The sequence below is a fragment of the Antarcticirhabdus aurantiaca genome (assembly GCF_009765365.1).
Lineage (GTDB): Bacteria > Pseudomonadota > Alphaproteobacteria > Rhizobiales > Rhizobiaceae > Antarcticirhabdus > Antarcticirhabdus aurantiaca.
The window spans coordinates 83,421-104,258 of the sequence record NZ_VTOM01000023.1 but is presented as its reverse complement, the minus strand read 5'-3'; the positions used below and the strand labels follow the sequence as shown (position 1 = coordinate 104,258).

Here is a 20,838-nt window from a genome sequence, read left to right as displayed (position 1 = left end):
GAACGTCCACCTGTCGCAGCTTGGCGACGATCTCTTCCGGGCTCGGCTTCTTCCTCGGCATTCTCGGCATCCTCCAAAGGCTCAAAAGCCTACTTCAGGGAGGGCCACTTTTCAGGGGGCAGACCAAAGGAGCGGGTCGACGGCGGTAGCGCGCCGGACGCCTTCAACGACGGGCGCATGGCCGCCGGCTTCGAGCTGCGCAGCGCGTACCTCGCTGTTGGCGAGCGGAACTACGGCATCGCGCGCTTCGTGGCCGGGGAGGGACACTCGCTCCGGGAATTGTCGAAGAAGATCAAGTGCAGCCGGCGCACGGCTTGCAAGGTGCTGCGGGCCGCGCTCGACGCGCTCGTCCAGCACTGGGGCCTGTCGAACGGGCCGGCGCGTGACCTGGACGAGGATGATGGGCGAGCGAAGCACTGATCCGGCCGGCACGCCCAGCCTCTGCGACCGCATCGAGGTGCTCGCCAGCCGGGTCGAGCGGCTCAGCCTGTCGCATCGCGATCCGGAGGCGTTCTTCGAGGAGCGCTCCGAGATCGCGCACGCGCTGCGCCGCGAGGCTGCGAAGGCGGCTCGGGGAGAGACTTGACCCCGGGCGCCACGAGTGGCAGTAAATGCGTATTCCACAGGATTGCGAGTAGGCCGAAAACGGTGCGTTTTTAACGCGCTTGATCGCGTTCGTGCGGTGCGGCACCTCACCAGACAGAAGCGCGGAACGGGGTTCGAACAAGCCCGTTCCGCGCTCTTTTCTTGCGCTCCGGATGGGCCGGGCGCAGGCATGGCGGTCCTACGTCATTGTCGTCCAGCCCGGGCTGCGGCTCTGCACAGCTGCAGCCCGTGACGACACTAGGCGCCATAACCCACTCCATCTGTGGATAGTTCCGCCGGCTCGCGCAACCGCGCGTCGCTGGCCGTTCGTTCATGCTCATGCCGGGAGACGAAGATGAGCAACGAAGCCGCTATCGAAGCCGAGATCCAGCGCAAGGGCCTGACAGCGCCGCGCTTGACGCCGGCGCACATCGACGCCTCGATCAAGGATGAGGCGTTCCACGTCTTTCCGGGCACCACGCTCGTCGTCTGCGCCCTGACGCTGTAGAACGATTTCATGGTGACCGGCGAGAGCCGCCCCGGTTCCGACGCCAACTTCGACGAGGAGCTTGGCCGCAAGATCGCCCGCGATGCAGGCGGCAGCGGCTTCGGCGCCGGCGGCGCCTCCAACCCCGGCGTCTGATCATGAGCGCCGGCCGCCTCGCGACCTGCGCCGTCGCGCTCCTTCTCACCTCGACCGGGCTGGGGCTCGCGATCGCGCATCCCGGGGCGGCCGTCGCCTGGACGCTGTCCACCACCATCATGTCCGTGAGGCGCCTGCCGTGACCGTCGAAGCCGTTCTCCGCGTCCTGGCGCTTCTCGCGCTCGGCGCCCTCTACGTGTCCGACCACGGCATGAACCTGTGGGCCAAGCCCGTCGGCTCCGAGGTCTACCTGATGCTCCTCGCCGTCGCGCTCGGCGTCGACGTCAACTGGGCGCGCTCCGTCTTCAAGGCCGTGATCACCGGCATGCTGAAGGTCGGGCCCGTCGACGAAGGGAAGGGGGAATGACCATGCCCGCTGTCCTCCGGTCGGTGCGCCGCGCTGCCGCGCGCGCCTCGGCGACGTTCTTCCGCATCCTCGTGATCTTCTCGCTCCTGCTCTTCTGCTGGGATGCCTTCTGGCGGTTCGCCGTCCAGGTCGCGCCGGCGTCGTTCTGGTTCGAGATCGACCGCGTCGAGATCCTGCCGCCCGGCGACGTCGTGATCGTCTGGCGGCGCAGCCACGTCGGCGACCTGCCGGTCGTGTCCGTCGTAGAGCTGCTCGGCGAGGACGGCTCGCAGCCCTGCGCCTCGAGCGGCCGGCGCGTCATCGAGCGCGACACCGATCGCGCCGTGGTGCCGATCGACCGCCTCCTGCCGGACTGCCGCTGGGACGCACTCCCCAACGGCGCCTATAGCCTGATGGTGACGGCGAGCCTTCCGGCCGGCAGCGCGACCGACAAGTCGATCACCGTCCAGTCGGCCAACGAGGTTCTCGTTCAGGATGGCGCGATCGTCGGCGCGACGTCGCCGGCCGAGCCGCGACCCTGAGCCGCGCGCTTCGTCAGCAGCCGATCGCGGCTTTGATCTCGTCGACCTGCGCCTTCGAGCGGCAAACGCTCTCGCAGGGGATGCCGTCCTTGTCGCGGTCGGCGCCGGCGTAGCCGTCGCACCACATGCGCACCGCCTCCTCGCACGTGCTCGCCGCCTTGCAACTGCGCCGCTGCGCGACGCGGTAGCTCTCGAACTGCTCCCGCACGCTGGGGCCGGATGGCTCGGCTGGAGCGCTGGGCGCGTGCGAAGGCTGCGCCGTGGCCGAGGCCAACAGCGCCAGGACGGCGATGATCTTCATGTGATTCCTCCCAAGAACCCGAGGATGCACATGGGTTCTGGGGTTGTCGAGAGGTCAGCCCCGCGGCGCGCGCCAGCCTGCCGCCTTCGCTTCCGTCTCCGTGCAGAACCACCGCTCGCCGTCGGCCTCGTCGATCACCGTCTTCTCGTAGGAGCGGGACGAGGGCGTGTGGTAGATCTTGCCCGAGCCGGAGATGTTGCCCTTAATCAGGCACTTCGTCGACGGCGCGCCCTGCTCTTCGACGGTGGCGGCCTGCTCGCTCGCCAGGCGCTCTCCGCGGCGCCAGGCCGACGGCTTGACGAATCGGCCGGCCCAGATGCCGCGCTTCGCCTTCTTCGCCTCCCGTTCCTCCTGGTCGTAGCGTCCATCGGAGTAGTCGTCGTACTCGACGGCCCAACCCTGCCGGACCATCTCGGCGTTGACGACGGTGTTGCCGGCCGTCGCGCACTCGGCGACGATCCGGCCGTAGCGGTCGCGATCCTCCTCGAAGCACTGGACGCGGCCTTGTCGGCCGATGATCTCGGCCAAAGCCTCGGCCGAGCGCGAGCCGCAGAGGTAGCGCTTGCCCCGCGCGTCGTCACAGGTCTGCTTGCTCTCCGGCGCGTCGACGCCGTAGAGGCGGATCCGCTCCTTGACGCCCTCGATCTGCAGCGTGTCGCCGTCGACGACAGTCGCGCGTCCCGATAGGTCCGCCGCCTGCGCGGCCGTGGACAGGAGAGTGGTCGCAAGAGCCATCGTCAGCAGGCGCATTCATCTCTCCTCGATGTATCGTTCACGTCTTGTTCTAGCTCGCCGATGCAGCGATCATATGCGCCCCGACGGTTGATTCGAGGTGGACGATGCTGGAATTGACGAACCTGAAGAAGGCGAGTGCGGGCGTCGATGCGCAAGCCGTTGGCATCGAGGCGCTGAACTTCATCGCCGAGGACCCGAAGCTCTTCCAGCGCTTCCTTGACCTGTCCGGCCTTGAGGTCGGGCAGCTGCGCGCCGAGGCGGCGAAGCCCGCCTTCTTTGTCGGCCTCCTCGACTTCATCCTCGCCTACGAGCCGACGACAATGGACTTCGCCAACCGCGCCGGGCTCGACCCCGCCGCGGTGCAGGTCGCGCGTGACAAGCTGGCACCAGTGGAGCCGGATACGAACTTCGACTGATCACGACTCCGAGGCGCAACCCTGAAACTCGCCTGTACATGGTCTTGCGCCGAAGCCAATATAGGGACTCGACCTCGCCGGCGTGGACGATCAGACTGTAGGCACTCAAGTCGTTGGGGGGATCGTGGCGAAAGCAGCGGTGTCATCGTATGAGCGCTGGATGCTCGATGTGTTCCTGGCCAAGGGAGACAGAAACGACCCGACGTTCCGAGAGGAATGCTACAAGAAGTTCTTGTCTACGTTCGATTCCGCAGCTCAGACTCTCAGTGCTCGCGTGTCATCTGTGCGGCTGAATTACGGGCGCTTGCGTCGAACTATAGAGGAGGTAGAGCGGCATCTCCCAGGGACTGTTGATTTAGATGTAATTTTCTCTGAGTTGCCCGAACTTGAACGTAGGGATGATGATATTCCAGAAGTGCCGCCGCAAGTTGAGGCGGCGCCCGTTTTTGTGGTCAATCCGCAAGGTGTCATAGAAAATGACCCCGATTTTCAAAGAAGGTTTGTCACCCCGACCCCGACGTTAGGTGATCTGCACTCTGAGGTACGTCGTCTCGCAGGCCGCCTTGCGACTGATCCAGGAGTCCAGCATGCCGGTAGCAACACTGCTGGACGGGTGAAAGAGGCATCGAGGCTGCTCGTCGAAGCCATCGGTGAAACCATCACAGAAGTTAGACCAGGACTGCTGATCCCTCGAGGCGAAGCACTTCGGCAGTTCAGCGCGCAGCAAGAGCTTCTTGATGACGATCGGCTCTCTGACGTGGCGCCACTGCCAGACAGCCTCCGCGGGGACCTCCTGGTTCTCGTGCGGGCATACAATGCCTTCGTAGCCAGCGACCAAGCCTTGAGAAGCTACGACGAAGCGCAGTATGGGCCGGACACACAGGCCGAGATTATAGATCCAGGCGAAGCGTTGGCGATCGCGGCTAGCGCACAGCGGACAGGCATCGTTGCCGAGAGTGCGGTAGAGGTGCTGAAGGAGGAGGCGAGGGTTGTGCCTCCCAACGCATCCTCATCTGATCGCCGTGCAAGACGTTTCTCAGAGGGTATTCGCAACCTCCTGAAGGTCATTTTCGGTCGCGCAATCCTCTGGACCGGCGGTGCAGTCACTGGCGGCTATGCCGCAGCTCAATGGTTCATCCAGAACAAGGACTGGTTTCTTAGATTCTTTGCCGACGATGAACGAGCACTCAGCGTCATAAGGTGGCTCATCGAGCACTTGGAAAAGTTGCCGATCGCAGGATGAAAGAGGGTACGTTCCGACACCATTCGCAGGCGGAACATCAGCAGGCAGGAGTGCTGACGGCGATCTTCCGGATCCATTCGAGCTTGCGCTCGAGCGTCGGACCCGAGCCGTAGCCGGGCCGATCGAACTTGTGGCCCATCAGTGCGGTCTCCATCGTGTCGGGCGTGGAGACGTCCGTCAGCCGGTCCTTGAAGGAGTGGCGAAGGCTGTAGATTGACTGGTCGGGGTTCTCGAGCAGCTCGTTCGTCACCAGGAACTTGTTCACGACGGCCGAGAGCGCGTCGGTGCGGCCCTGGTATCGGCGGTTCGCCTCCATGAGGAGCTTCGCCCCCTCGATCGCGACGCCGACGAGCGGCAGCGTGCGCTCCGAGTATTTCGTCTTCAGCGAGTAGCGCTCGTAGGGTGCGATCGAGATGTGCGGGATCTCGGCGTCGAGGCGGATGTCGATCTTCGGCCGCAGGTGCGCGAGCTCGACAGGCCGCGCGCCGGTCTCGATCATCGTCAGGATGATGCCGCGTGCGCCGGCGTTCAGCGCGTCGAGGGCGCCCGGCCGTAGCAGGACCTCGCGGATGTGCGCCGTCGAGAACGGCGGCCGCTTCGCCTCAACCTGCTTCAGAGACAGGCCGCGGAAGTGCCGCTTAAGGTCGAGGTCCAGGCGGTCGGACACCGTCGCGATCACGGTGCCGACCTGGACGAACTGCTTGTTCGCCGTGTCCGGCAGGAGCTCCTCGTCGGCGATGCGGTCGATCCACCAGGCGCGGAAGGCGAGGGCGTCCGAGCGCGTGAAATCCGCGATCGGCTTGTCGCCGACGACGTCGATGAGGTTGGAGAAGGCGAGCTGGCGCGGCAGGCGCCACTTGCGGACCTGGTTGTCCGACTTGTTCAGCCGAGCCTCTCGGGTCAGGTCCTCGTAGGCGGCGAAGACGGTCGAGAGCGTCAGCGGCGGCTCGTCCTCGCGGCCGAGGAGCGCGCCGACGACAAGCGCTGAAGCTTTCGACGCGCTCGCGCCGCCTGCGCGTAGCGCCTCCTCGACGGCCGCCATGCGCGCGTCGATCTCTGCGAGCGGCCCTGTCCGAAGCTGGGCGAGCGGCACGTAGGCGAAGCCGGCGGCATGCGCTTGGTCGACGAGCGCGCGGTAGCGCTCGCGCGCGTTCGGATCGTCGCCGCGCGCCAGCGACTGCCAGAAGCTCTCCGTCATCCGGTTCAGCGCGTCGCGGGCGACGATTGCTTGCGCGACGTCGTTCGTGCCGCAGGAGAGTGTGACGAATCGACGGGTGTCGAGGGCCGCGTAGCGCGTCGGGACGCGCGGCCGATAGTGCAGCCGGCCGTCGATCCGGACGATCCAGCGGGGCAGCGTTTCCGAGGCCATTCCCGAAGCCCTGTATGTCGAATTGTATGCCGAAATGAATGCAGGTTCGAAGATCGTGCGGGCGACGCGCGAGCTGCCGAGACGCTGAAGCCTTACATTTCCAGGGGATGCGCCGCAAGGCGAAGGTGGTATTTGGCTCCCCGGGCCGGATTCGAACCAGCGACCGATCGATTAACAGTCGATTGCTCTACCACTGAGCTACCGGGGACCGCCACGCTGCTGCGTGTGAGCGGGCCTATAGCAGGGTGGTTCGGGCTTGCAAAGCGCCCTCGTGAAAAAACCGTCGCAAACCGCGCTCGGCCATTCCATCGTTGGCCAAGAATGCCCATTTGCCGGGCCATTGCGCAGGGTTGCGCGCGTCGGTTCGAGAAGAAAGGCAGCGGCGGGATGGCTGGAAAGGGTTCGGAAGCGAGCTCGCAGGGCGGCGGCTCCGGCTTTGGCGTGCGCCGCGGGCGAATCGAGATGTTCGGGCGCGGCGTCGAGCTGCCGCGTCAGCGCCGCTGGCGCATCGCGATCGGCGTCGCGCTCATCCTCGGCGGCTTTCTCGGCTTCCTGCCGATCCTCGGCTTCTGGATGGTGCCGTTGGGCCTTTTGGTCCTGTCGATCGACATCGCGATCGTGCGGCGCGCCCGCCGCCGCTCGACCGTGCGCTGGGCGCGCTGGCGCGGCCGCCGCGGGCGCGACGGCGGCGTGCCGACCTCGCACACGGCGGCCGAGCTGGTGGACGGGGCGACGCGGAGCGGCGTCAGCCGCCCGTGACGGGCGCGTCGGCGCGCGAGGCGGCGGCTTCGAACAGGTGCCAGCGGCGGGGGCGCACCGCGATGCGGTCGCCGACGCTGCCCGGCGCTTCGGCCGGCAGCTCCAGCTCGATCCGCCCGTCGTCCGGCGTCTCGATCTCGATGATCCGCGAGCCGCCGGAGCGGCGGGCGAGCGAGACCGTGCCGCCGATGCCCGGCGCGCCGTCGGAGACGAGCTCCAGGTCGTAGGGGCGCACGAAGAGGCTGCGCGGACCGTCGGCGTCCTCGGTGCGCCCGAGCACGGTGCCGCGATAGGCGATCTCGCCGCCGCGCACTTCGACGGGCAGGATGTTCGACGAGCCCACGAAGGAGAACACGAAGGGCGAGGCCGGGCGGTCGTGGATGTCCGCCGCCGAGCCGACCTGCTCGATGCGGCCCTGGCTCATGACGACGACGCGGTCGGCGAGTTCCAGCGCCTCGTCCTGGTCGTGGGTGACGAAGACGGTGGTGTGGCCGGTGCGGTCGTGCAGCTCGCGCAGCCAGCGTCGCAGCTCGCGCCGCACCTTTGCGTCGAGCGCGCCGAACGGCTCGTCGAGGAGAAGGACGCGCGGCTCGATGGCGAGGGCGCGCGCGAGCGCCACGCGCTGGCGCTGGCCGCCGGAGAGCTGGGCTGGATAACGCTCGCCGAGGCCGGGGAGCTGCACCAGATCCAGGAGCTCTGCGGCGCGGCGGCGGATCTCGGCGCGGCTCGGGCGCGTGGCGCGCGGGCGCACGGACAGGCCGAAGCCGATGTTGTCGGCGACGCTCATGTGCTTGAACAGCGCGTAGTGCTGGAACACGAAGCCGACATTGCGCTCCTGCACGCTCTTTAAAGAAGCATCCTCCTGGCCGAAGCGGATCGTGCCGGCGGAGGGGAATTCAAGGCCGGCGATGAGCCGCAAAAGCGTCGTCTTGCCGGAGCCGGACGGGCCGAGAAGCGCGATCAGCTCGCCCGAGCGGATGTCGAGCGAGACGTCGTGAAGCGCCCGGAAGCCGTCGAACTCCTTGGCGAGATGGCGGACGGAAATGTCCATGAGCGTTGTCCTTTCGGGCGAAGGTCAGTGTCGGCCGCGGCCGGTGGCGGCGATGTCGCCGGCATAGCGCGCTTCGAGGACGGCCTTGATGCCGAGCGTCACGAAGGCGAGGCCGGCCAGCAGCGTTGAAACCGCGAAGGCGGCGGAGAAGGCGTATTCGTTGTAGAGAATCTCGATCTGCAGCGGCATCGTGTTGGTGAAGCCGCGGATCTTGCCCGAGATGACGGACACGGCGCCGAATTCGCCCATGGCGCGGGCGTTGCAGAGAAGGACGCCGTAGAGGAGCGCCCACTTCACGTTCGGCAGCGTCACGCGCCAGAAGGTCTGCCATCCGTTGGCGCCGAGCGAGACGGCGGCTTCCTCGTCGCCGGTGCCCTGCTCCTGCATGAGCGGGATCAGCTCGCGCGCGACGAAGGGCAGGGTGACGAAGACCGTCGCCAGAACGATGCCGGGAATGGCGAAGACGATCTTGATGCCCGTCCAGGCGACGAGCGGCTGGAGGTAGCCCTGCGCGCCGAAGAGCAGCACGAAGACGAGGCCCGCGATCACCGGCGAGACCGAGAAGGGCAGGTCGATCAAGGTCAGGAGGAGGCTCTTGCCCTTGAAGTCGTGCTTGGCGATGGCCCAGGCCGCGGCGAGGCCGAAGACGAGGTTGAGCGGCACCGAGATCGCCGCGACGATCAGCGTCAGCCAAATGGCCGCGAGCGCGTCGGGCTCGACCAGGGCCGCGAAATAGGCGTCGAGGCCGTTGCGGAAGGCCTCGGCGAAGACGGCGACGAGCGGCAGGAACAGGAAGAAGGCGAGAAAGGCGAGGGCGACCGCGGTCAGCAGCCACTTCACCAGGGGGCTTTCCGTGGTGACGGGTCGGGGCGCGCGGGGGCTCGCGCTGGTCGCGTCGGCGGCGGGCATGTGGACGGCCTCAAGCGCCATGTCCGAACCTCCTGCGGCTCCAGGCCTGGATGAGATTGATGACCAGCAGCATGATGAAGGAGATGCCGAGCATCATCGCGGCGACCGCCGTGGCGCCGGCATAGTTGAACTCTTCCAGCCGGATCACGATCAGGAGCGGCGCGATCTCCGAGACATAGGGGATGTTGCCGGCGATGAAGATGACCGAACCGTATTCGCCGACGGCGCGGGCCAGCGCCAGGGCGAAGCCGGTGAGGAGGGCCGGCACGATGGCGGGAAGGACGACGCGCGTGATCGTCTGCCAGCGGTTCGCGCCGAGGGTCGCGGCGGCCTGCTCGAGCTCGATGTCGACCTCTTCGAGGACGGGCTGCACGGTGCGCACCACGAAGGGCAGCGACACGAAGGTGAGGGCGACGACGATGCCGAGGGGCGTGTAGGCGATCTTCAGGCCGCTCTCGCCGAACAGGAAGCCGAGCGGGCCGGACGCCGTGAAGAGCGAGCCGATCCAGCCGTTCGGCGCGTAGAGCGTCGTCAGCGCGATGCCGGCGACCGCCGTGGGCAGGGCGAAGGGCAGGTCGATCGCGGCGTCGACGAGGCGCCGGCCGGGAAAGTCATAGCGCACGAGCACCCAGGCGACGAGAAAGCCGAAGACCACGTTGATCGCAGCCGCGGCAAACGAGGCGCCGAAGGACAGCTTCAGCGCGCCCGTGACGCGCGGATCGGTCGCGAGGGTCAGGAACTCGGCGAACCCCACGCCAGCGGCGCGCAGGATGAGCGCCGCCAGCGGGATCAGAACGATGGCGCCGAGATAGAACAGCGTGAAGCCGAACGCGATCCCGAAACCGGGGATCACGCTCGGCCGCTTGAAGGCGAGAGCTTGCGTCATGAGCGATGGAGCATCCAGGTCCCGGGTTGGTTCACCGTGATCGAACGGCACGGCGCCGCGCGCGGGAGCCGGAGCCCCGCGCGCGGCACGCCGATGGCCGTCGCGCTCAGTTGGCGGGCTTGAAGATCGTGTCGAACACGCCGCCATCGGCGAAGTGGGTCGGCTGCGCCTTCTCCCAGCCGCCGAACTGGGCGTCGTCGATCGACACCAGCTCGACGTCGGGGAAGCGCTGCAGCAGGGCCTGGTCGGTCACGGTCTCCGGCTCGGACGGGCGGTAGAAGTGCTTGGCCGCGATGGTCTGGCCTTCGGGCGAGTAGAGGTAGTTGAGGTAGGCCTCGGCCACCTCGCGGGTGCCCTTGGCGTCGACATTGCCGTCGACGAGCGCGACGGGCGGCTCGGCGAGGATGGAGATCGAGGGCACGACGATCTCGAACTGATCCGGACCGAGTTCCTCGATCGCCAGGAAGGCCTCGTTCTCCCAGGCGAGCAGCACGTCGCCGATGCCGCGCTGGACGAAGGTCGTGGTGGAGCCGCGCGCGCCCGTGTCGAGCACGGGGACGTGACGGTAGATCTCGCCGACGAACTCCTTCGTCTTGGCTTCGTCGTTGCCGAAGGCCTTGTTGGCGTAGGCCCAGGCCGCGAGGTAGTTCCAGCGCGCGCCGCCCGACGTCTTCGGGTTCGGCGTGATCACCTCGACGCCGTCCTTCACGAGGTCGCCCCAGTCCTTGATCCCCTTCGGGTTGTCCTTGCGGACCAGGAAGACGATCGTCGAGGCGTAGGGTGCGGAGTTGTGCGGCAGGCGGGCGCGCCAGTCGGCCGGGATCTTGGTCGTCGCCTTGGCGATGGCGTCGATATCGGCCTGCAGGGCAAGGGTCACCACGTCGGCGTCGAGGCCGTCGATCACGGTGCGGGCCTGGGCACCCGAACCACCGTGCGACATCTGGACGGCGACGGCGTCATGACCCTCGGCCTGCCAATGCTTCGAGAAGGCGGCATTGTAGTCGCGATAAAGCTCGCGGGTCGGATCGTAGGAGACGTTGAGGAGGGTCTGCTGGGCGAGGGCCGGCATGGCTGCCCCGACGGACACGAGAAGGGCGAGCGCGAGAGTTCGGAAGCGGGGCATCGTTACTATCCCTATAGAGAAGATGGACAATGCTGATCAGGCGTCTATCATCGTGTCAACGAGCCCTTCGCAGAAAGCCTTTCGCGAACTCTTCTTCTCGGCGCAGCGGGAAAAATCTTCTGCCGGCCGGAATTTCGGCCGGCAAGTTGTTCCGCGGGATCGAACACCTCTTCCGCGCCCGGGGCGGACGAGGGAGCCGGCACTTGGAACTCCGGTCGCGCACGCCCCGTTCTTCAGAGCGAATCCGCGGGCGGGTCTCGGGTTCCGGAACGCCGCGGTAGCGGGCCGATATGCCCGACATGCCTGAGCGTCGGGTGGCAAAGCGGAAACCATCCTGCGCTTCCTGAACGGCGGCTTCAGGCTCGGTTCAGCAATCTCATGGTTCTATCGCTTCGAAGGCAAGAAACGCCTCGATTGCGAAAGGTCTTGAGCCATGACTTCGTATGTTCGTGTCCGCGATGACGCTTGTTCCGCCATCTCGCTCGGGTTGATGCCGGGAGCGAGCTACCCGTTCTACAGGAACGGCGCGGGAGCCAACTCTCTCCAGGTCGTTACTATATCCGGCGATCAGGTCAGCGTGCCGAAGAAGCTGCTCGAACTGCCGGCCGCCTGAAAAATCGGCGCACTGGCAAGAGGCTGTCGCGGCGCTCGTCGGCGGCGCGAGCATCAGCGGCCCGGGCACGGGCTCGGCCCTTGCGCAGAGGCGCCGAATCGCCCCGCGCTTCCCGACGCCGGAGACGCGGAAGCTGCCTGATCAGGCGTGCCATTTGCGACGAAGAGAATCGCGGGGCCGCTCTCCGAAAGCCTGCTGGTAGCGGCGCGAGAAGTCGCTGAGATTGCTGAAGCCCCAGCGATAGGCGACCTCCGAAACCCGCGGCGACCAGGCAGGATCGGTCAGATCGAAGCGGGCCCGCTCGAGGCGCAGCATGCGCAGGTGCTCGACCAGGGATTCTCCCGTCGCGCGGCGAAAGGCGATCTGAAGTGTGCGCAGCGGGATGCCGCTGGCGCGAGCGATGTCGGCGACGCGGATCGGCCGGCTCATATTGGCCCGCATGAAGTCGCGAGCCCGGGCGACCGCCACCGGCTCGGACGGCTTGACGAAACCCGGCATGCGGATGTTGTTCGGGCAGAGTTCGATCATCGCGCCGAGCGTCATGTCCTTGAGCGAGGCGATGGCGAGGGGCGCGTAGGCGAGGGGCGTGTCGTCCAGGATCGCGCCGGCGAGCGTCGCCATGACGAAGCGCAAGCCGCGCTCGTTGGGGCTGTCCGGAGGCACCGCGAAGAACTCGACGCGACCCTTGTGCTCGCTACCCGTCAGCACTTGAACGAAGCGCGCGAGATCGTCCTGCCGGATCGTAGTGACGACGATGTCGAGGTCCGACGCATGTTCCACGCGGTGGAGTTCCGCGGAACTCCAGGTGAAGACGGAGCCGGCGGAGAACACGGTGCGGCACGGGCCGGTGTGATAATCGATCCGTCCCGATCGCATCCAATGCAGAAGGACGTAGCTGCTCTGCGGCTCGACCGAGGCGACGAAGCCGGACGGTGAGTTCACCGACCAGCACCCCAGGCCCGCGACGTTGGAGTAGACCATGTCCATGTGGATGCCGACGCCGACGGACGGGAGCTCGTGCAGCTTGATGATGCTGTCGGCCGATCGCGATTCGACGTGTGAATCATCCCCGCGGATTGAATGTTTCAGCCTCAGCTGGGGCGCTTCAAATGCCATGCTCTACAGATAGATCATCAGATAAGTCGCGACCATGCCGGGCAACATCGTCCTACCGGCAGGTTCATTCGATTGCAACGCCGCCGCCGCGCCCCGATCGCTTCTAGCGCAATAGCGACCGGCTGCTTATGTTGCGCTCCAGGATCATGTTTAAGCAGCATTGTCGGCTGGCTCCATCTGTTTTGTATGCAAACATAACTTCCGCTTCTGCATACCATTCGCAGATTTAGCTCGAACGGATTCTGATCCTGGAAGCGGCCGCCCTTGAATGGGAGGTGAACCGGCTCGAACGTCATCTCGCCGGAGAGGAAGAGGGCCGCCAGTTCGACGTACTCGCCCGACAGGCCTCGATAGCCTCGCTCGGGCGCCGAGGTGGTGAGTGGGCGCTGCATCCACTCGACGACTGTGCCGCATGCGTCGTCGGACAGTTCGGCGGGGATGGATGGCGGAGCGACGAAGGACAGTTCTCTTTGCCAGTCGGGGAACGGCTCGGCAACCGACTGATACACCTCGCCGCGCGGGTACCGTTCGGCGTTGCGATATGCTGGAATTTCTCCAGCATTATCAATGGTGTTGAGCACTGGTGGAGGCCTCGGCCGGAATCGAACCGGCGTGCAAGGATTTGCAGGCTTCGACCCGGCATTGATTTCGCTGAGCTTTTCGGCCGCATGTCGCGGCCATGTTGCAGTCAGCCGAGCAGAGCCCTCGCGGCGGCGGCCAGTTCTTCGCCGTCGTCGGCCCTCGGGAACAGGTGGCCGTAGACGTCCATCGTCATCACGATCGAGGCGTGGCCGAGCCGCTCCTGCACCATCTTCGCCGGCAGGCCGAGCCCCCCTTCCTCCTTCCGATTGATCAGCCAGGAGGCGTAGAAGTGCCGAAGGGCGTGCATGCCCGTGTACTTCGCCGCCGCGATCGGCTGGCCGTCCTTGTCGACCTCGCCCGTCGTCACCGTCACGCCAGCGCGAATCATCGCCGGCATCAGGCCGCGGTCGATCGTGTTGGTGTGCGAGCGCGGCTTGCCCTCGGGATTGGCGAACACGAAGTCGACGCCCTTCGCCTGGCGAAGCTTCTGCTCCTTGAGCGCGACGATGACCGGCGGCGGCACAGGGATCGTCCTGGCGCCTGCCTCGGACTTCGGCGGCCCGATCTGCCCGAACTCATCAACGCGCTGCCGGACGTGGATGCACGCCTTCCGCAGGTCGACGTCCTGCCAGCGGAGCCCGCGCAGCTCGGATGAGCGCATGCCGGTAAAAACGGCCGTGAGGAGGAGGGGCCTCCAATTATCGTCCAGGGCAGCCACCAGCGCGCGGATCTCCTCGCGGGTTGGAATGTCCTTCCCGACCTCCAGCCGCCCCTTCTGGCGCCTCTCAGCGCGGAGCTCGCGCCCCTTCCGGCTGCCGCGGATGTCGCGCACCGGGTTACGGGTGGCGAGGCCGCGCTCGTTGGCGTCGGCGAAGATCGACCCGAGCGACGTCAGAACCTTCTTCGTCAGGACCGCCGAGCGGCCCTCCTTGCGCATCCGGTCCTCGAACTCGCGCACCAGCGGCACCGTCAGCTTCGAGAGCAGGGTAGGGCCGATCAACGGCGTCAGGTGGACGTCGAGGTGCGCGCGGCGCTGCTTGATCGTCGACCGTTCGAGCCCGGCGCTCTCGCCGGAAGCAATCCATAGCTCTCCCGCCTTTGTCACCGTCACACTTGCGCTGTCCGCGACGTGTGTACCCTCGCGCACTTCGACGCTCGCGGTGGCGGCGAAGGCGTCGGCCTCCTTCTTCCGCGGGAACGTCTTGAGCCGGCGCTTGCCCGCCGTGTCCGTGTAGTCGACGACCCAGGCCGTCTTCTCCTCGCCCTTCGGCGTCGTCCAGGCGCGCTTGCGGACAGACATGGTCAGTCCCGATCGTAGCGGTTGGGGAATAGATGCTCGTCGTGCTCAGCGACACGAGCCTTCAATTTCTCGATGTCGTTCCAGACCTCACGCATAACCTCTTCCAGCGGTCCGTACTCCTCCTCGAACCCAATCGACTGTTCGAGACGCTGCACGATCTCGGCATTGAGGCTGCGACCGTTAGCCTCTGCCGCCTTTGCAATGGCGGTCTTCAGCGCCTCGGGAAGCCTGAGCTTCATCTGTGGATCTTCGCGCGCCATAAGCCCCTCAACCTGATCGTGGTCCATGCATGCACCAGCGTGGGGTTGACGGCAAGTCTCCCCTGTGTGCATGTACCCACCGTGGTTTACACGTGGTCCATTAACAGGGAATTACGGCTAGTGACACAGAGTACCGAAAACCTGGAGCTCATCTGGGGCGTGACCGCCATCGCGCGGATGATCGGGCGGACTGAGCGCCAGACGTTCCACCTATGCACGTCGGGTGAGATTCCTGCCCGCAAGGTGGGCAATCGCTGGGTGATCGAGCGCAGCAAGCTCGTCGCCGTGTTCACCGGGGATGCCGCTTGAGCGCGGCCCACGCCCTCATGGGTCGCTCCCACGGGCGCGGCGCGGATCAGGTTGGCCTTCGTCTTCCCGATGGCCTTCGCGACAAGATCAAGGAAGAAGGCGCCCTGCACGGGCGCTCGATGAACGCCGAGATCATCCACCGGCTGCTCGCCTACGACCAGCCTAGACCCGCAAATTTGCAGGTCTCGGAAGCAAGCGGCCCGGCCGAGGCTGCCACCTCGCCGGACCATGACCCTCAACATCCCTGCAAGGAGATAGGTATGGGCACCCGCACCGATACCACCGCGGCCGCGCCTGCGGCAAGCGACCTGCACTGGTTCCAATTGGCCAGCGAGTCCGAACGCGCGTTGAACACCATCAAGATCATCGCCGAGCAGGCCAGCCACACCCTGATCGCCAACGCGGAGTATTCGGTCGGCCAGGAGCCTGTCTGCACGATCAACGGCGAGTTCATGGACCTTGCCCTGGCGTTCGTGCGCGCGGTCGAAGACATCGCCACTCTCGCGGTGGAGAAGTCGGCATGACCGCCCTGGACCTCTCCGCCGCGATGGATGACCTGTCCGCCCTTCAACACCGCGCCCGCATCCTCCTCCTCGTCGGCAACGGCATCATCGCCGAGGGAAGGAGCGAGTTCGGCAACGCCATCGCCCAGATCGCCGAAGACATGCGCCGAAATCTCGAAGTCCTTTTCGAGCGGCTCGACAGCCTGGAGGCTGGCCAGTGAGCGCGTCCGATCACCATCGCATGCTCCGCATCGCCGACGTCTGCGACCGCACCGGACTCGCCCGTCGGACCATCTACGACATGATGCGGCGGGGCGCCTTCCCCGCCGCCGTGAAGGTCACGAATCACGCCTCTCGCTGGATGGAGGTCGAGGTCGAAGCTTGGCTCGAGGCGCGCATTGCCGCCCGGAACGAAGGGAAAGCGGCGTGAGCAAGCAGCCTGAGACCTTCACCGAAGCCGCCGACATGCTGATTGATTGGAACGAACGGGCAGCCGCCTTCATCAAGAAGTGCCGGGACTACTGGGATGAGAACGAGGATCCGGATTGGGTCGAGATCTCCTTCGATCGCAGAGAGCTCGACCTCTTCATGCGGAACCAGGAGTCGGCCAAAGAGGGGCTACGTCTCCTACGCGCCTTCGTGGCGGAGAAGGAGGCGGCCGAATGAGCACCATCCCCGTAGGCGGTACCACCGGCCACGATCACGAGAGCACGGCGCAGATCGACGAGGCGGCCCGCTGGCTCGCATCCTTGCCTCAAGAGGATCGTCCTCGGCCGATCGTGCCGGCAATGCGTCAGCGCTTTGGACTCTCGCCTCAGCAAGCCTGCATCGCCATCCGCGAGGCCGGGCTGATGCACGCGAGGGCAATGTGAGCGGGTCCGAGGTGTCGGTCCAGGTTCGGCGGCGTGAGGAGAAGCGCGCCGCCGAGCGGAACCGGAAGTCATTCACCTCGGCCAAGCTCGACGCGCAGGACTGGATCATGTGCGATCCGGTCCTGCCCGTGAACGCGAAGCTGGTGGGCATCTACCTTCTGTCGTGCGTGAACTCGGAGACCGGCCAGTGCAATCCGGCGATCGAGACGATCGCGGACGATCTCAGCCTGTCGAAGCGAGTGGTGGAGCGCGCCGTCGCGGACCTCAAGGCAGCCGGTTGGGTAGAGGTGCGCCGGTACGATCGCCGGAAGTCCAACCGCTACGTCTTCGTCGACAACAGGGTCCGTGCCACTGCAATCGACGACCGGCGCGCGATGCTCCGAGATGCACGTCGGGAGCTTCGTCTCGACCCGCCACCCATGGCGGCTCGAGAGCACTTCGACCCGCCACCCATGGCGGCTCTCGACCCGCCACCCATGGCGGCTAAACACCTGAACGGAACACCTGAAGAGATATACCGCTCTGAGAAGGGTGGGACGTCTAACCAGTATGCTCTGGCCTCAAGAGGTCATTGATGGATCGTCACTCCGACCTCCCTCTCTTCCGCTGGACGCCTCCTCCTGTCGAGGTGATCCCGTTCCCGACGACCAAGCGCGTGGGCAAGATCAGGCGCACGGCGCAGCAGCTCTACGACAGCACACAGCGTGGCGCTGAGGCCTATTGGCGGCGGACCGTGACCGACCTTCGCCGCCAGATGGAGCGGGCGGGGATCGCTGACGACCGCATCGAGCGCGAGCTGCGGGCCTTCTTCGATGCCGTACAGGTTGAGCTCAATCGGCGAGCTCGACATGCCATCCGCCGCCAGCCCGAGGGAGGTGACGCGGCATGATCGTTAAGTCCGATCGCGACGGCAGCTTCTACGTCGCCGGCAACAGCAACTGGCGCTTAGCTGGCCCCTTCAAAACCAACGCAGAGGCTTGGGGGTGGGTCGACCGGAACGGGTTTCTCGATGAGCCGCTTGCTGTGCGGCGCCCGCAGATCCATGTGCGTCAGCCGCGCTTCGATACGAGCGTCTCGAAAGAGGAGGTGCTGTCGGCATCAGCCAGGCTCCTGGCTCGACCCCTGGCCGACAACGAGCGCGGCTTCGTCATGTCGATGGAGCGAAGGGCTCGGCGGAGCAACCCGGTTCTGCGACTGACAGAACGGCAAGCTCGCTGGTGGAAAGCACTCGTCGCGAGGGAGGCGGGCTGATGGCGAGGGCAGATCTGCGCGTCGCCGCTATATCCCGGCACCTCGACATCAGAGGACCCGCCCATGAGCCAGACCGGTCACAAGCTCGTAGATCTCACCGAGGCGAGCATCATGCTTCAGCAGCACCTCATCGCCACGCTGCTGCGCACCGAGACGCTCAGTCAGATGGAGGTCGAGGGCATTTTCGCAGGCGCGATTGAGTCGGCGAGTTCGCGACCGAACGGTCCGGCGCTCGTTAACATCCTTCGGCAGATCGCTGGCGAGGAGGAGTAGTCCCCATGGTCGAAGTGCGAGAGATCGCCAAGGGCGAGCGTGTCCCTGAGGATAGCGATCACATGGTCGTCGAACGCACCGCCGGTGGCCGGTACGTGGTCAACGGCTCGGCGGCAGGCAGCCATGCCGTCACGTTCTTCACCCCAGCGCCCTTCGAGAGCGAGGTGGCAGCTTTGGGTGCCGCAAGGCGTTGGTCTGAGGAGAACGGCGTGCCTGTGATCTACGTCAGACAGGCGGACACGTGATGAAGCTGCAGCGTGAGAGTGATCGCGTAGAGGAGGATGTTCCGCCCGACATATTCCAGGGTGGCTTCAGCCGGCCTGCCGTCGACCATCGTGAAGCGGCGCATTACCGTGTCGTGGATTTCGGAACTGGTAGGCAGCAGGGATCAACCTTCGTCGTGAAGGTGAACGTGGCGGATGTTCGACAGGCGCTCCACTTAATGAGGAGGCACGGCAACTTGGAAGCCAGACGGATGCTCGCCGATCTCGAACTCGGCACACAGGTGCGCGAGCTCGTCGAGAAGGAGCGTCAGAATTCGGCCTCTTGAACCCTTCATCCTCCATCCTGCAGACGCACCTCAGGCCGTGATCGAAGGGGGATGATCATGAACACCGTCGATCCGAACGAAGCGCTCCGCCTTGCCACAACGAAGGCCACCGCCGTTGCCAACGGCACGATCGAGATGGAAGCCGCGCTTGACGATGTGGTCTCCGAGGTGAATCCGGTTCTCGCCCATCTGGAAGGGCGCCGGCACGATTATCTCGCCCGGATCATCGGTCAGCTGAAGATCCGCCGTACCGGGTATGCCGGGGAACGGTCTAAGCTTCCGGAGCCTACCTTTTACAAGCGCCTCATCGATCGCCTCAGCGCTCTCGAAGCCTGATCATCATCCAAGAGAAGGTGCCCTCAGAAGCGCGCCGGCTACCTATACGTAGAATAGGGTCGGAACACACACCCGTCGGAAGCCTGCGCCCTTAGGGTGGGAAGGCGTCGAGAAGCGGTAGGGGCACACCCAGTGGAAGGGGCGGTTGGAAGATGCGTTTGTGGCTTAGGTCGGTTCAGCAATGGGCCTACAGGCATCAAGGGCGATTGGCGGTCATCGCGGGTTTCCCGCTTGTCGGCTTCGCAATCGGCATCCTAGCCAAGGTTGCCGTCGCAGCGCCCGCTCTTGCGGCGGCGCTGATCGCCGCTGTCTTTGCATGGGGTCAATGGCATGTGGCTCGTCAGAAGCTCGTGCTCGATCTTTTCGAAAAGCGCTATGACGCATATAAGGAGTTGCGCAGCCAGATCGCCAATCTGATGAACAATCCTGCGCCAAGGTACGGCATTGACCGGCCGTTCCACCGGGCTTCCTACGAGATGGAATATCTCGTTGGCGATGATGTCGCGAAGCACCTTGAGACCATGCGCGAAGTGGCATTGAGGCTCGCCCATGCACGCATTCGGCTAGAGGCCGGGCGTGGATTGGGCGAACCGAACGAGGCTGCGCACCTTGTGGCGGAGATGGACGCGCACTTCCTCGAACTAGCTCAAGAGCTGATCCCACTGCTTGATCCATACATCAGAATGGGCCAGCGCCTGCCGCGCTCTCCAATGGAAGCATGCCGGGATGGATGGAAGATGCTCAACGCGGCGTGGAAGGCCTAAGCGCCCTCCTATTCTTCCTCCTCAAGACGAAGACTGAAGCGCCTGATTTTTCTGCGTTTTCTTCCCTCTGAAGCCCTTGCGTTCTGCCCTGTTTGCGTCATTGTCGACGGGCGTTGAGACCAACGTAACGCTCGTGAGGACCCGATGGCCAAGGGCAAGTTCGTCGCCTACTACCGCGTCTCGACGGCACGGCAGGGTGCATCCGGCCTCGGTTTGGAGGCGCAGCAAGAAGCGGTGCGCCGGCACTTGAACGGCGGATCCTGGTCCCTCGTCGCCGAGGTGATCGAGATCGAGAGCGGCCGAAAGAACGACCGCCCGAAGCTGGCCGAAGCCATCCGCCTCTGCCGCATCCATGGAGCCACGCTCCTCGTCGCCAAGCTTGATCGGCTCGCCCGCAACGTTGCCTTCGTCTCCGCGCTAATGGAAGCCGGCATCGACTTCATCGCCGTAGACTTCCCGCAAGCCAACCGGCTGACGATCCACGTTCTGGCGGCTGTGGCCGAGCACGAAGCCACCATGATCTCGCAAAGGACCAAGGATGCCCTGCAGGCGGCAAAGGCACGGGGCGTGAAGCTCGGCGGCAACCGCGGCTCCATCATCAGCGCCCAGGCGCGTCAGGCCGGCAGGAAGGCCGCCACAGCGCGAGCGAAGGCAAGGGCTGCGGATCTTATGCCCATCATTGAGGAGATGCGTCTGGGAGGCGCTACGAGCCTGGGAGCGCTGGCCCGCGGCCTGATGGACCGCGGCATCCCGACGGCGCGAGGTGGCGCTTCGTGGACGGCCGTGCAAGTCTCTCGCGTGTTGTCACAGGCGGTTTAAGGAACAGATGGAAGAGACGACTAAGGCTGCCCACGCTGCGCCCCGTAGTACCGGGATCACCCCGCTTAGGCTGGCCATTCTGAAGCTCACCTTATCGTTCCTCATCGGCCTTATCATGGTCGGTCCTTTCCTGCCTCACCTAGTCGATCGCAAGTCAGAGTGGGCTCTAGAGCAACTTTGGGCGTGGGCAGCGATTGCGTCCGTCCCTGGATATCTCATCGTCCGAGGGTTCCTTCGCCTTGAACACTGGCGCAGGACGAGGCCAACCTCGCACCGGAGATGATCCCCTTCCTCAGCCTGCGGTTATCCACAGACTTCACCCGGATGTGATCGCATGCGCCCCGAGGCGGCGCCGTGCAGGAACGAGCATCGCGAGAGTGCC

Annotated in this window: 36 protein-coding genes and 1 tRNA gene; 25 read left to right on the top strand and 12 right to left on the bottom strand. The window is 65.5% G+C overall.

Annotated elements, in window-relative coordinates; genetic code table 11:
* Positions 1–177: 177 nt before the first annotated feature.
* The 7 genes from FZN60_RS29340 (at position 178) to FZN60_RS23010 (ending at position 2,116) form a co-directional block, all read left to right on the top strand.
* Positions 178–420 carry a hypothetical protein gene (locus FZN60_RS29340; RefSeq protein WP_158875860.1) on the top strand — a complete coding sequence of 81 codons (243 nt, stop codon included), beginning with the start codon at positions 178–180 and terminating at the stop codon, positions 418–420.
* The gene (locus FZN60_RS23030; RefSeq protein WP_158875859.1) at positions 401–586 is read left to right on the top strand and encodes a hypothetical protein; all 186 of its coding nucleotides are present in this window, start codon (positions 401–403) and stop codon (positions 584–586) included. Before FZN60_RS29340 ends, FZN60_RS23030 begins: the two co-directional genes overlap by 20 nt.
* A 354-nt stretch (positions 587–940) precedes the next feature.
* Positions 941–1,093, top strand: a complete 153-nt coding sequence (locus tag FZN60_RS29040; RefSeq protein WP_246727085.1) for a hypothetical protein — start codon at positions 941–943, stop codon at positions 1,091–1,093.
* Between the two features lie 9 nt (positions 1,094–1,102).
* Entirely contained in the window at positions 1,103–1,228 is a 126-nt protein-coding gene (locus tag FZN60_RS29200) for a hypothetical protein (RefSeq protein ID WP_255476091.1), read from the top strand.
* A 2-nt stretch (positions 1,229–1,230) separates the two neighbouring features.
* Entirely contained in the window at positions 1,231–1,371 is a 141-nt protein-coding gene (locus FZN60_RS23020) for a hypothetical protein (RefSeq protein WP_158875858.1), read from the top strand.
* A complete protein-coding gene (locus FZN60_RS23015) occupies positions 1,368–1,595 on the top strand; it encodes a hypothetical protein (RefSeq protein WP_158875857.1) in 228 nt (75 codons plus the stop codon). The genes FZN60_RS23020 and FZN60_RS23015 overlap by 4 nt, the downstream gene beginning before the upstream one ends.
* The gene (locus tag FZN60_RS23010) at positions 1,592–2,116 is read left to right on the top strand and encodes a hypothetical protein (RefSeq protein WP_158875856.1); all 525 of its coding nucleotides are present in this window, start codon (positions 1,592–1,594) and stop codon (positions 2,114–2,116) included. Before FZN60_RS23015 ends, FZN60_RS23010 begins: the two co-directional genes overlap by 4 nt.
* 13 nt (positions 2,117–2,129) lie before the next feature.
* On the opposite strand, the gene FZN60_RS23005 is transcribed toward FZN60_RS23010, so the two are convergent.
* Positions 2,130–2,417, bottom strand: coding sequence for an excalibur calcium-binding domain-containing protein (locus tag FZN60_RS23005; RefSeq protein ID WP_246727084.1), 288 nt, complete (start codon positions 2,415–2,417; stop codon positions 2,130–2,132).
* Between the two features lie 54 nt (positions 2,418–2,471).
* Complete coding sequence (locus FZN60_RS23000) at positions 2,472–3,167, bottom strand: thermonuclease family protein (RefSeq protein WP_158875855.1); 696 nt, start codon at positions 3,165–3,167, stop codon at positions 2,472–2,474.
* A gap of 89 nt (positions 3,168–3,256) precedes the next feature.
* On the opposite strand from FZN60_RS23000, the gene FZN60_RS22995 reads away from it, so the two are divergent.
* On the top strand, positions 3,257–3,568 hold the full coding sequence (locus tag FZN60_RS22995; RefSeq protein ID WP_158875854.1) for a DUF3572 domain-containing protein: 312 nt from the start codon (positions 3,257–3,259) through the stop codon (positions 3,566–3,568).
* Between the two features lie 82 nt (positions 3,569–3,650).
* Positions 3,651–4,811 (top strand): hypothetical protein, encoded by a 1,161-nt coding sequence (locus tag FZN60_RS22990; RefSeq protein WP_158875853.1) that lies wholly within the window; start codon positions 3,651–3,653, stop codon positions 4,809–4,811.
* A gap of 37 nt (positions 4,812–4,848) precedes the next feature.
* On the opposite strand, the gene FZN60_RS22985 is transcribed toward FZN60_RS22990, so the two are convergent.
* Both FZN60_RS22985 and FZN60_RS22980 read right to left on the bottom strand, forming a co-directional pair.
* Positions 4,849–6,180 (bottom strand): site-specific integrase, encoded by a 1,332-nt coding sequence (locus FZN60_RS22985; RefSeq protein ID WP_158875852.1) that lies wholly within the window; start codon positions 6,178–6,180, stop codon positions 4,849–4,851.
* A gap of 133 nt (positions 6,181–6,313) precedes the next feature.
* Positions 6,314–6,388 (bottom strand) — tRNA-Asn (locus FZN60_RS22980).
* Between the two features lie 254 nt (positions 6,389–6,642).
* Here FZN60_RS22980 and FZN60_RS22975 point away from each other — a divergent pair.
* A complete protein-coding gene (locus FZN60_RS22975) occupies positions 6,643–6,939 on the top strand; it encodes a hypothetical protein (RefSeq protein ID WP_246727088.1) in 297 nt (98 codons plus the stop codon).
* Here FZN60_RS22975 and FZN60_RS22970 read toward each other — a convergent pair.
* From FZN60_RS22970 to FZN60_RS22935, 8 genes are all read right to left on the bottom strand, one after another.
* Positions 6,926–7,990, bottom strand: a complete 1,065-nt coding sequence (locus FZN60_RS22970; RefSeq protein ID WP_158875850.1) for a sulfate/molybdate ABC transporter ATP-binding protein — start codon at positions 7,988–7,990, stop codon at positions 6,926–6,928. The two genes, FZN60_RS22975 and FZN60_RS22970, sit on opposite strands and share 14 nt — an antisense overlap.
* 24 nt (positions 7,991–8,014) lie before the next feature.
* Entirely contained in the window at positions 8,015–8,899 is an 885-nt protein-coding gene (gene cysW / locus FZN60_RS22965; protein ID WP_246727087.1) for a sulfate ABC transporter permease subunit CysW, read from the bottom strand.
* 10 nt (positions 8,900–8,909) lie between these two features.
* The gene (cysT, locus tag FZN60_RS22960; RefSeq protein WP_158875848.1) at positions 8,910–9,785 is read right to left on the bottom strand and encodes a sulfate ABC transporter permease subunit CysT; all 876 of its coding nucleotides are present in this window, start codon (positions 9,783–9,785) and stop codon (positions 8,910–8,912) included.
* A gap of 106 nt (positions 9,786–9,891) precedes the next feature.
* On the bottom strand, positions 9,892–10,908 hold the full coding sequence (locus FZN60_RS22955; protein WP_158875847.1) for a sulfate ABC transporter substrate-binding protein: 1,017 nt from the start codon (positions 10,906–10,908) through the stop codon (positions 9,892–9,894).
* A 754-nt stretch (positions 10,909–11,662) separates the two neighbouring features.
* Positions 11,663–12,508 (bottom strand): helix-turn-helix transcriptional regulator, encoded by an 846-nt coding sequence (locus FZN60_RS22950; RefSeq protein ID WP_158875846.1) that lies wholly within the window; start codon positions 12,506–12,508, stop codon positions 11,663–11,665.
* Positions 12,509–12,654: 146 nt separating this feature from the next.
* Positions 12,655–13,218, bottom strand: a complete 564-nt coding sequence (locus FZN60_RS22945; protein ID WP_158875845.1) for a hypothetical protein — start codon at positions 13,216–13,218, stop codon at positions 12,655–12,657.
* Between the two features lie 107 nt (positions 13,219–13,325).
* Positions 13,326–14,519, bottom strand: a complete 1,194-nt coding sequence (locus FZN60_RS22940; RefSeq protein ID WP_158875844.1) for a tyrosine-type recombinase/integrase — start codon at positions 14,517–14,519, stop codon at positions 13,326–13,328.
* Between the two features lie 2 nt (positions 14,520–14,521).
* Positions 14,522–14,806 carry an Arc family DNA-binding protein gene (locus FZN60_RS22935; RefSeq protein WP_246727083.1) on the bottom strand — a complete coding sequence of 95 codons (285 nt, stop codon included), beginning with the start codon at positions 14,804–14,806 and terminating at the stop codon, positions 14,522–14,524.
* A 132-nt stretch (positions 14,807–14,938) separates the two neighbouring features.
* Between FZN60_RS22935 and FZN60_RS22930 the strand changes: the two genes are divergently transcribed.
* The 15 genes from FZN60_RS22930 (at position 14,939) to FZN60_RS22860 (ending at position 20,456) form a co-directional block, all read left to right on the top strand.
* The gene (locus tag FZN60_RS22930; RefSeq protein ID WP_246727082.1) at positions 14,939–15,088 is read left to right on the top strand and encodes a helix-turn-helix domain-containing protein; all 150 of its coding nucleotides are present in this window, start codon (positions 14,939–14,941) and stop codon (positions 15,086–15,088) included.
* Positions 15,085–15,612, top strand: coding sequence for an Arc family DNA-binding protein (locus FZN60_RS22925; protein ID WP_199266633.1), 528 nt, complete (start codon positions 15,085–15,087; stop codon positions 15,610–15,612). Before FZN60_RS22930 ends, FZN60_RS22925 begins: the two co-directional genes overlap by 4 nt.
* Entirely contained in the window at positions 15,609–15,812 is a 204-nt protein-coding gene (locus FZN60_RS22920; protein ID WP_158875842.1) for a hypothetical protein, read from the top strand. Before FZN60_RS22925 ends, FZN60_RS22920 begins: the two co-directional genes overlap by 4 nt.
* On the top strand, positions 15,809–16,021 hold the full coding sequence (locus FZN60_RS22915) for a helix-turn-helix transcriptional regulator (RefSeq protein WP_199266632.1): 213 nt from the start codon (positions 15,809–15,811) through the stop codon (positions 16,019–16,021). The genes FZN60_RS22920 and FZN60_RS22915 overlap by 4 nt, the downstream gene beginning before the upstream one ends.
* Positions 16,018–16,257: a hypothetical protein gene (locus tag FZN60_RS22910; RefSeq protein ID WP_158875841.1), complete on the top strand. Its 240-nt coding sequence runs from the start codon at positions 16,018–16,020 to the stop codon at positions 16,255–16,257. Before FZN60_RS22915 ends, FZN60_RS22910 begins: the two co-directional genes overlap by 4 nt.
* A complete protein-coding gene (locus tag FZN60_RS22905) occupies positions 16,254–16,463 on the top strand; it encodes a hypothetical protein (RefSeq protein ID WP_158875840.1) in 210 nt (69 codons plus the stop codon). Before FZN60_RS22910 ends, FZN60_RS22905 begins: the two co-directional genes overlap by 4 nt.
* Positions 16,460–17,038: a helix-turn-helix domain-containing protein gene (locus FZN60_RS22900; RefSeq protein WP_158875839.1), complete on the top strand. Its 579-nt coding sequence runs from the start codon at positions 16,460–16,462 to the stop codon at positions 17,036–17,038. Before FZN60_RS22905 ends, FZN60_RS22900 begins: the two co-directional genes overlap by 4 nt.
* On the top strand, positions 17,038–17,352 hold the full coding sequence (locus tag FZN60_RS22895) for a DUF6074 family protein (protein ID WP_199266631.1): 315 nt from the start codon (positions 17,038–17,040) through the stop codon (positions 17,350–17,352). Before FZN60_RS22900 ends, FZN60_RS22895 begins: the two co-directional genes overlap by 1 nt.
* Positions 17,349–17,714 carry a hypothetical protein gene (locus FZN60_RS22890; RefSeq protein WP_158875838.1) on the top strand — a complete coding sequence of 122 codons (366 nt, stop codon included), beginning with the start codon at positions 17,349–17,351 and terminating at the stop codon, positions 17,712–17,714. Before FZN60_RS22895 ends, FZN60_RS22890 begins: the two co-directional genes overlap by 4 nt.
* 63 nt (positions 17,715–17,777) lie before the next feature.
* Entirely contained in the window at positions 17,778–17,987 is a 210-nt protein-coding gene (locus tag FZN60_RS22885; protein ID WP_158875837.1) for a hypothetical protein, read from the top strand.
* Positions 17,988–17,992: 5 nt separating this feature from the next.
* A complete protein-coding gene (locus tag FZN60_RS22880) occupies positions 17,993–18,232 on the top strand; it encodes a hypothetical protein (RefSeq protein WP_158875836.1) in 240 nt (79 codons plus the stop codon).
* Positions 18,232–18,537, top strand: a complete 306-nt coding sequence (locus tag FZN60_RS22875; protein ID WP_158875835.1) for a hypothetical protein — start codon at positions 18,232–18,234, stop codon at positions 18,535–18,537. Before FZN60_RS22880 ends, FZN60_RS22875 begins: the two co-directional genes overlap by 1 nt.
* Positions 18,538–18,594: 57 nt before the next feature.
* Positions 18,595–18,873 carry a hypothetical protein gene (locus FZN60_RS22870; RefSeq protein ID WP_158875834.1) on the top strand — a complete coding sequence of 93 codons (279 nt, stop codon included), beginning with the start codon at positions 18,595–18,597 and terminating at the stop codon, positions 18,871–18,873.
* Between the two features lie 206 nt (positions 18,874–19,079).
* The gene (locus tag FZN60_RS22865) at positions 19,080–19,637 is read left to right on the top strand and encodes a hypothetical protein (RefSeq protein ID WP_158875833.1); all 558 of its coding nucleotides are present in this window, start codon (positions 19,080–19,082) and stop codon (positions 19,635–19,637) included.
* Between the two features lie 144 nt (positions 19,638–19,781).
* Positions 19,782–20,456 carry a recombinase family protein gene (locus tag FZN60_RS22860; protein ID WP_158875832.1) on the top strand — a complete coding sequence of 225 codons (675 nt, stop codon included), beginning with the start codon at positions 19,782–19,784 and terminating at the stop codon, positions 20,454–20,456.
* Positions 20,457–20,838: the final 382 nt, after the last annotated feature.

Bases quoted from the DNA above. Each gene is read 5' to 3' on its own strand.
- FZN60_RS22955 (WP_158875847.1), bottom strand. From the start codon at position 10,908: ATGCCCCGCTTCCGAACTCTCGCGCTCGCCCTTCTCGTGTCCGTCGGG.
- FZN60_RS22880 (WP_158875836.1), top strand. From the start codon at position 17,993: ATGGTCGAAGTGCGAGAGATCGCCAAGGGCGAGCGTGTCCCTGAGGAT.
- FZN60_RS22970 (WP_158875850.1), bottom strand. From the start codon at position 7,990: ATGGACATTTCCGTCCGCCATCTCGCCAAGGAGTTCGACGGCTTCCGG.
- FZN60_RS29040 (WP_246727085.1), top strand. From the start codon at position 941: ATGAGCAACGAAGCCGCTATCGAAGCCGAGATCCAGCGCAAGGGCCTG.
- FZN60_RS22905 (WP_158875840.1), top strand. From the start codon at position 16,254: ATGAGCACCATCCCCGTAGGCGGTACCACCGGCCACGATCACGAGAGC.
- FZN60_RS22895 (WP_199266631.1), top strand. From the start codon at position 17,038: ATGGATCGTCACTCCGACCTCCCTCTCTTCCGCTGGACGCCTCCTCCT.
- FZN60_RS22860 (WP_158875832.1), top strand. From the start codon at position 19,782: ATGGCCAAGGGCAAGTTCGTCGCCTACTACCGCGTCTCGACGGCACGG.
- FZN60_RS22975 (WP_246727088.1), top strand. From the start codon at position 6,643: ATGTTCGGGCGCGGCGTCGAGCTGCCGCGTCAGCGCCGCTGGCGCATC.
- cysT (WP_158875848.1), bottom strand. From the start codon at position 9,785: ATGACGCAAGCTCTCGCCTTCAAGCGGCCGAGCGTGATCCCCGGTTTC.
- FZN60_RS22935 (WP_246727083.1), bottom strand. From the start codon at position 14,806: ATGGACCACGATCAGGTTGAGGGGCTTATGGCGCGCGAAGATCCACAG.
- FZN60_RS22985 (WP_158875852.1), bottom strand. From the start codon at position 6,180: ATGGCCTCGGAAACGCTGCCCCGCTGGATCGTCCGGATCGACGGCCGG.
- FZN60_RS22950 (WP_158875846.1), bottom strand. From the start codon at position 12,508: ATGGACATGGTCTACTCCAACGTCGCGGGCCTGGGGTGCTGGTCGGTG.
- FZN60_RS29340 (WP_158875860.1), top strand. From the start codon at position 178: ATGGCCGCCGGCTTCGAGCTGCGCAGCGCGTACCTCGCTGTTGGCGAG.
- FZN60_RS22875 (WP_158875835.1), top strand. From the start codon at position 18,232: ATGAAGCTGCAGCGTGAGAGTGATCGCGTAGAGGAGGATGTTCCGCCC.
- FZN60_RS23005 (WP_246727084.1), bottom strand. From the start codon at position 2,417: ATGAAGATCATCGCCGTCCTGGCGCTGTTGGCCTCGGCCACGGCGCAG.
- cysW (WP_246727087.1), bottom strand. From the start codon at position 8,899: ATGCCCGCCGCCGACGCGACCAGCGCGAGCCCCCGCGCGCCCCGACCC.
- FZN60_RS23010 (WP_158875856.1), top strand. From the start codon at position 1,592: ATGACCATGCCCGCTGTCCTCCGGTCGGTGCGCCGCGCTGCCGCGCGC.
- FZN60_RS22995 (WP_158875854.1), top strand. From the start codon at position 3,257: ATGCTGGAATTGACGAACCTGAAGAAGGCGAGTGCGGGCGTCGATGCG.
- FZN60_RS29200 (WP_255476091.1), top strand. From the start codon at position 1,103: ATGGTGACCGGCGAGAGCCGCCCCGGTTCCGACGCCAACTTCGACGAG.
- FZN60_RS23000 (WP_158875855.1), bottom strand. From the start codon at position 3,167: ATGCGCCTGCTGACGATGGCTCTTGCGACCACTCTCCTGTCCACGGCC.
- FZN60_RS22870 (WP_158875834.1), top strand. From the start codon at position 18,595: ATGAACACCGTCGATCCGAACGAAGCGCTCCGCCTTGCCACAACGAAG.
- FZN60_RS22885 (WP_158875837.1), top strand. From the start codon at position 17,778: ATGAGCCAGACCGGTCACAAGCTCGTAGATCTCACCGAGGCGAGCATC.
- FZN60_RS22890 (WP_158875838.1), top strand. From the start codon at position 17,349: ATGATCGTTAAGTCCGATCGCGACGGCAGCTTCTACGTCGCCGGCAAC.
- FZN60_RS23030 (WP_158875859.1), top strand. From the start codon at position 401: ATGGGCGAGCGAAGCACTGATCCGGCCGGCACGCCCAGCCTCTGCGAC.
- FZN60_RS22920 (WP_158875842.1), top strand. From the start codon at position 15,609: ATGACCGCCCTGGACCTCTCCGCCGCGATGGATGACCTGTCCGCCCTT.
- FZN60_RS23020 (WP_158875858.1), top strand. From the start codon at position 1,231: ATGAGCGCCGGCCGCCTCGCGACCTGCGCCGTCGCGCTCCTTCTCACC.
- FZN60_RS22940 (WP_158875844.1), bottom strand. From the start codon at position 14,519: ATGTCTGTCCGCAAGCGCGCCTGGACGACGCCGAAGGGCGAGGAGAAG.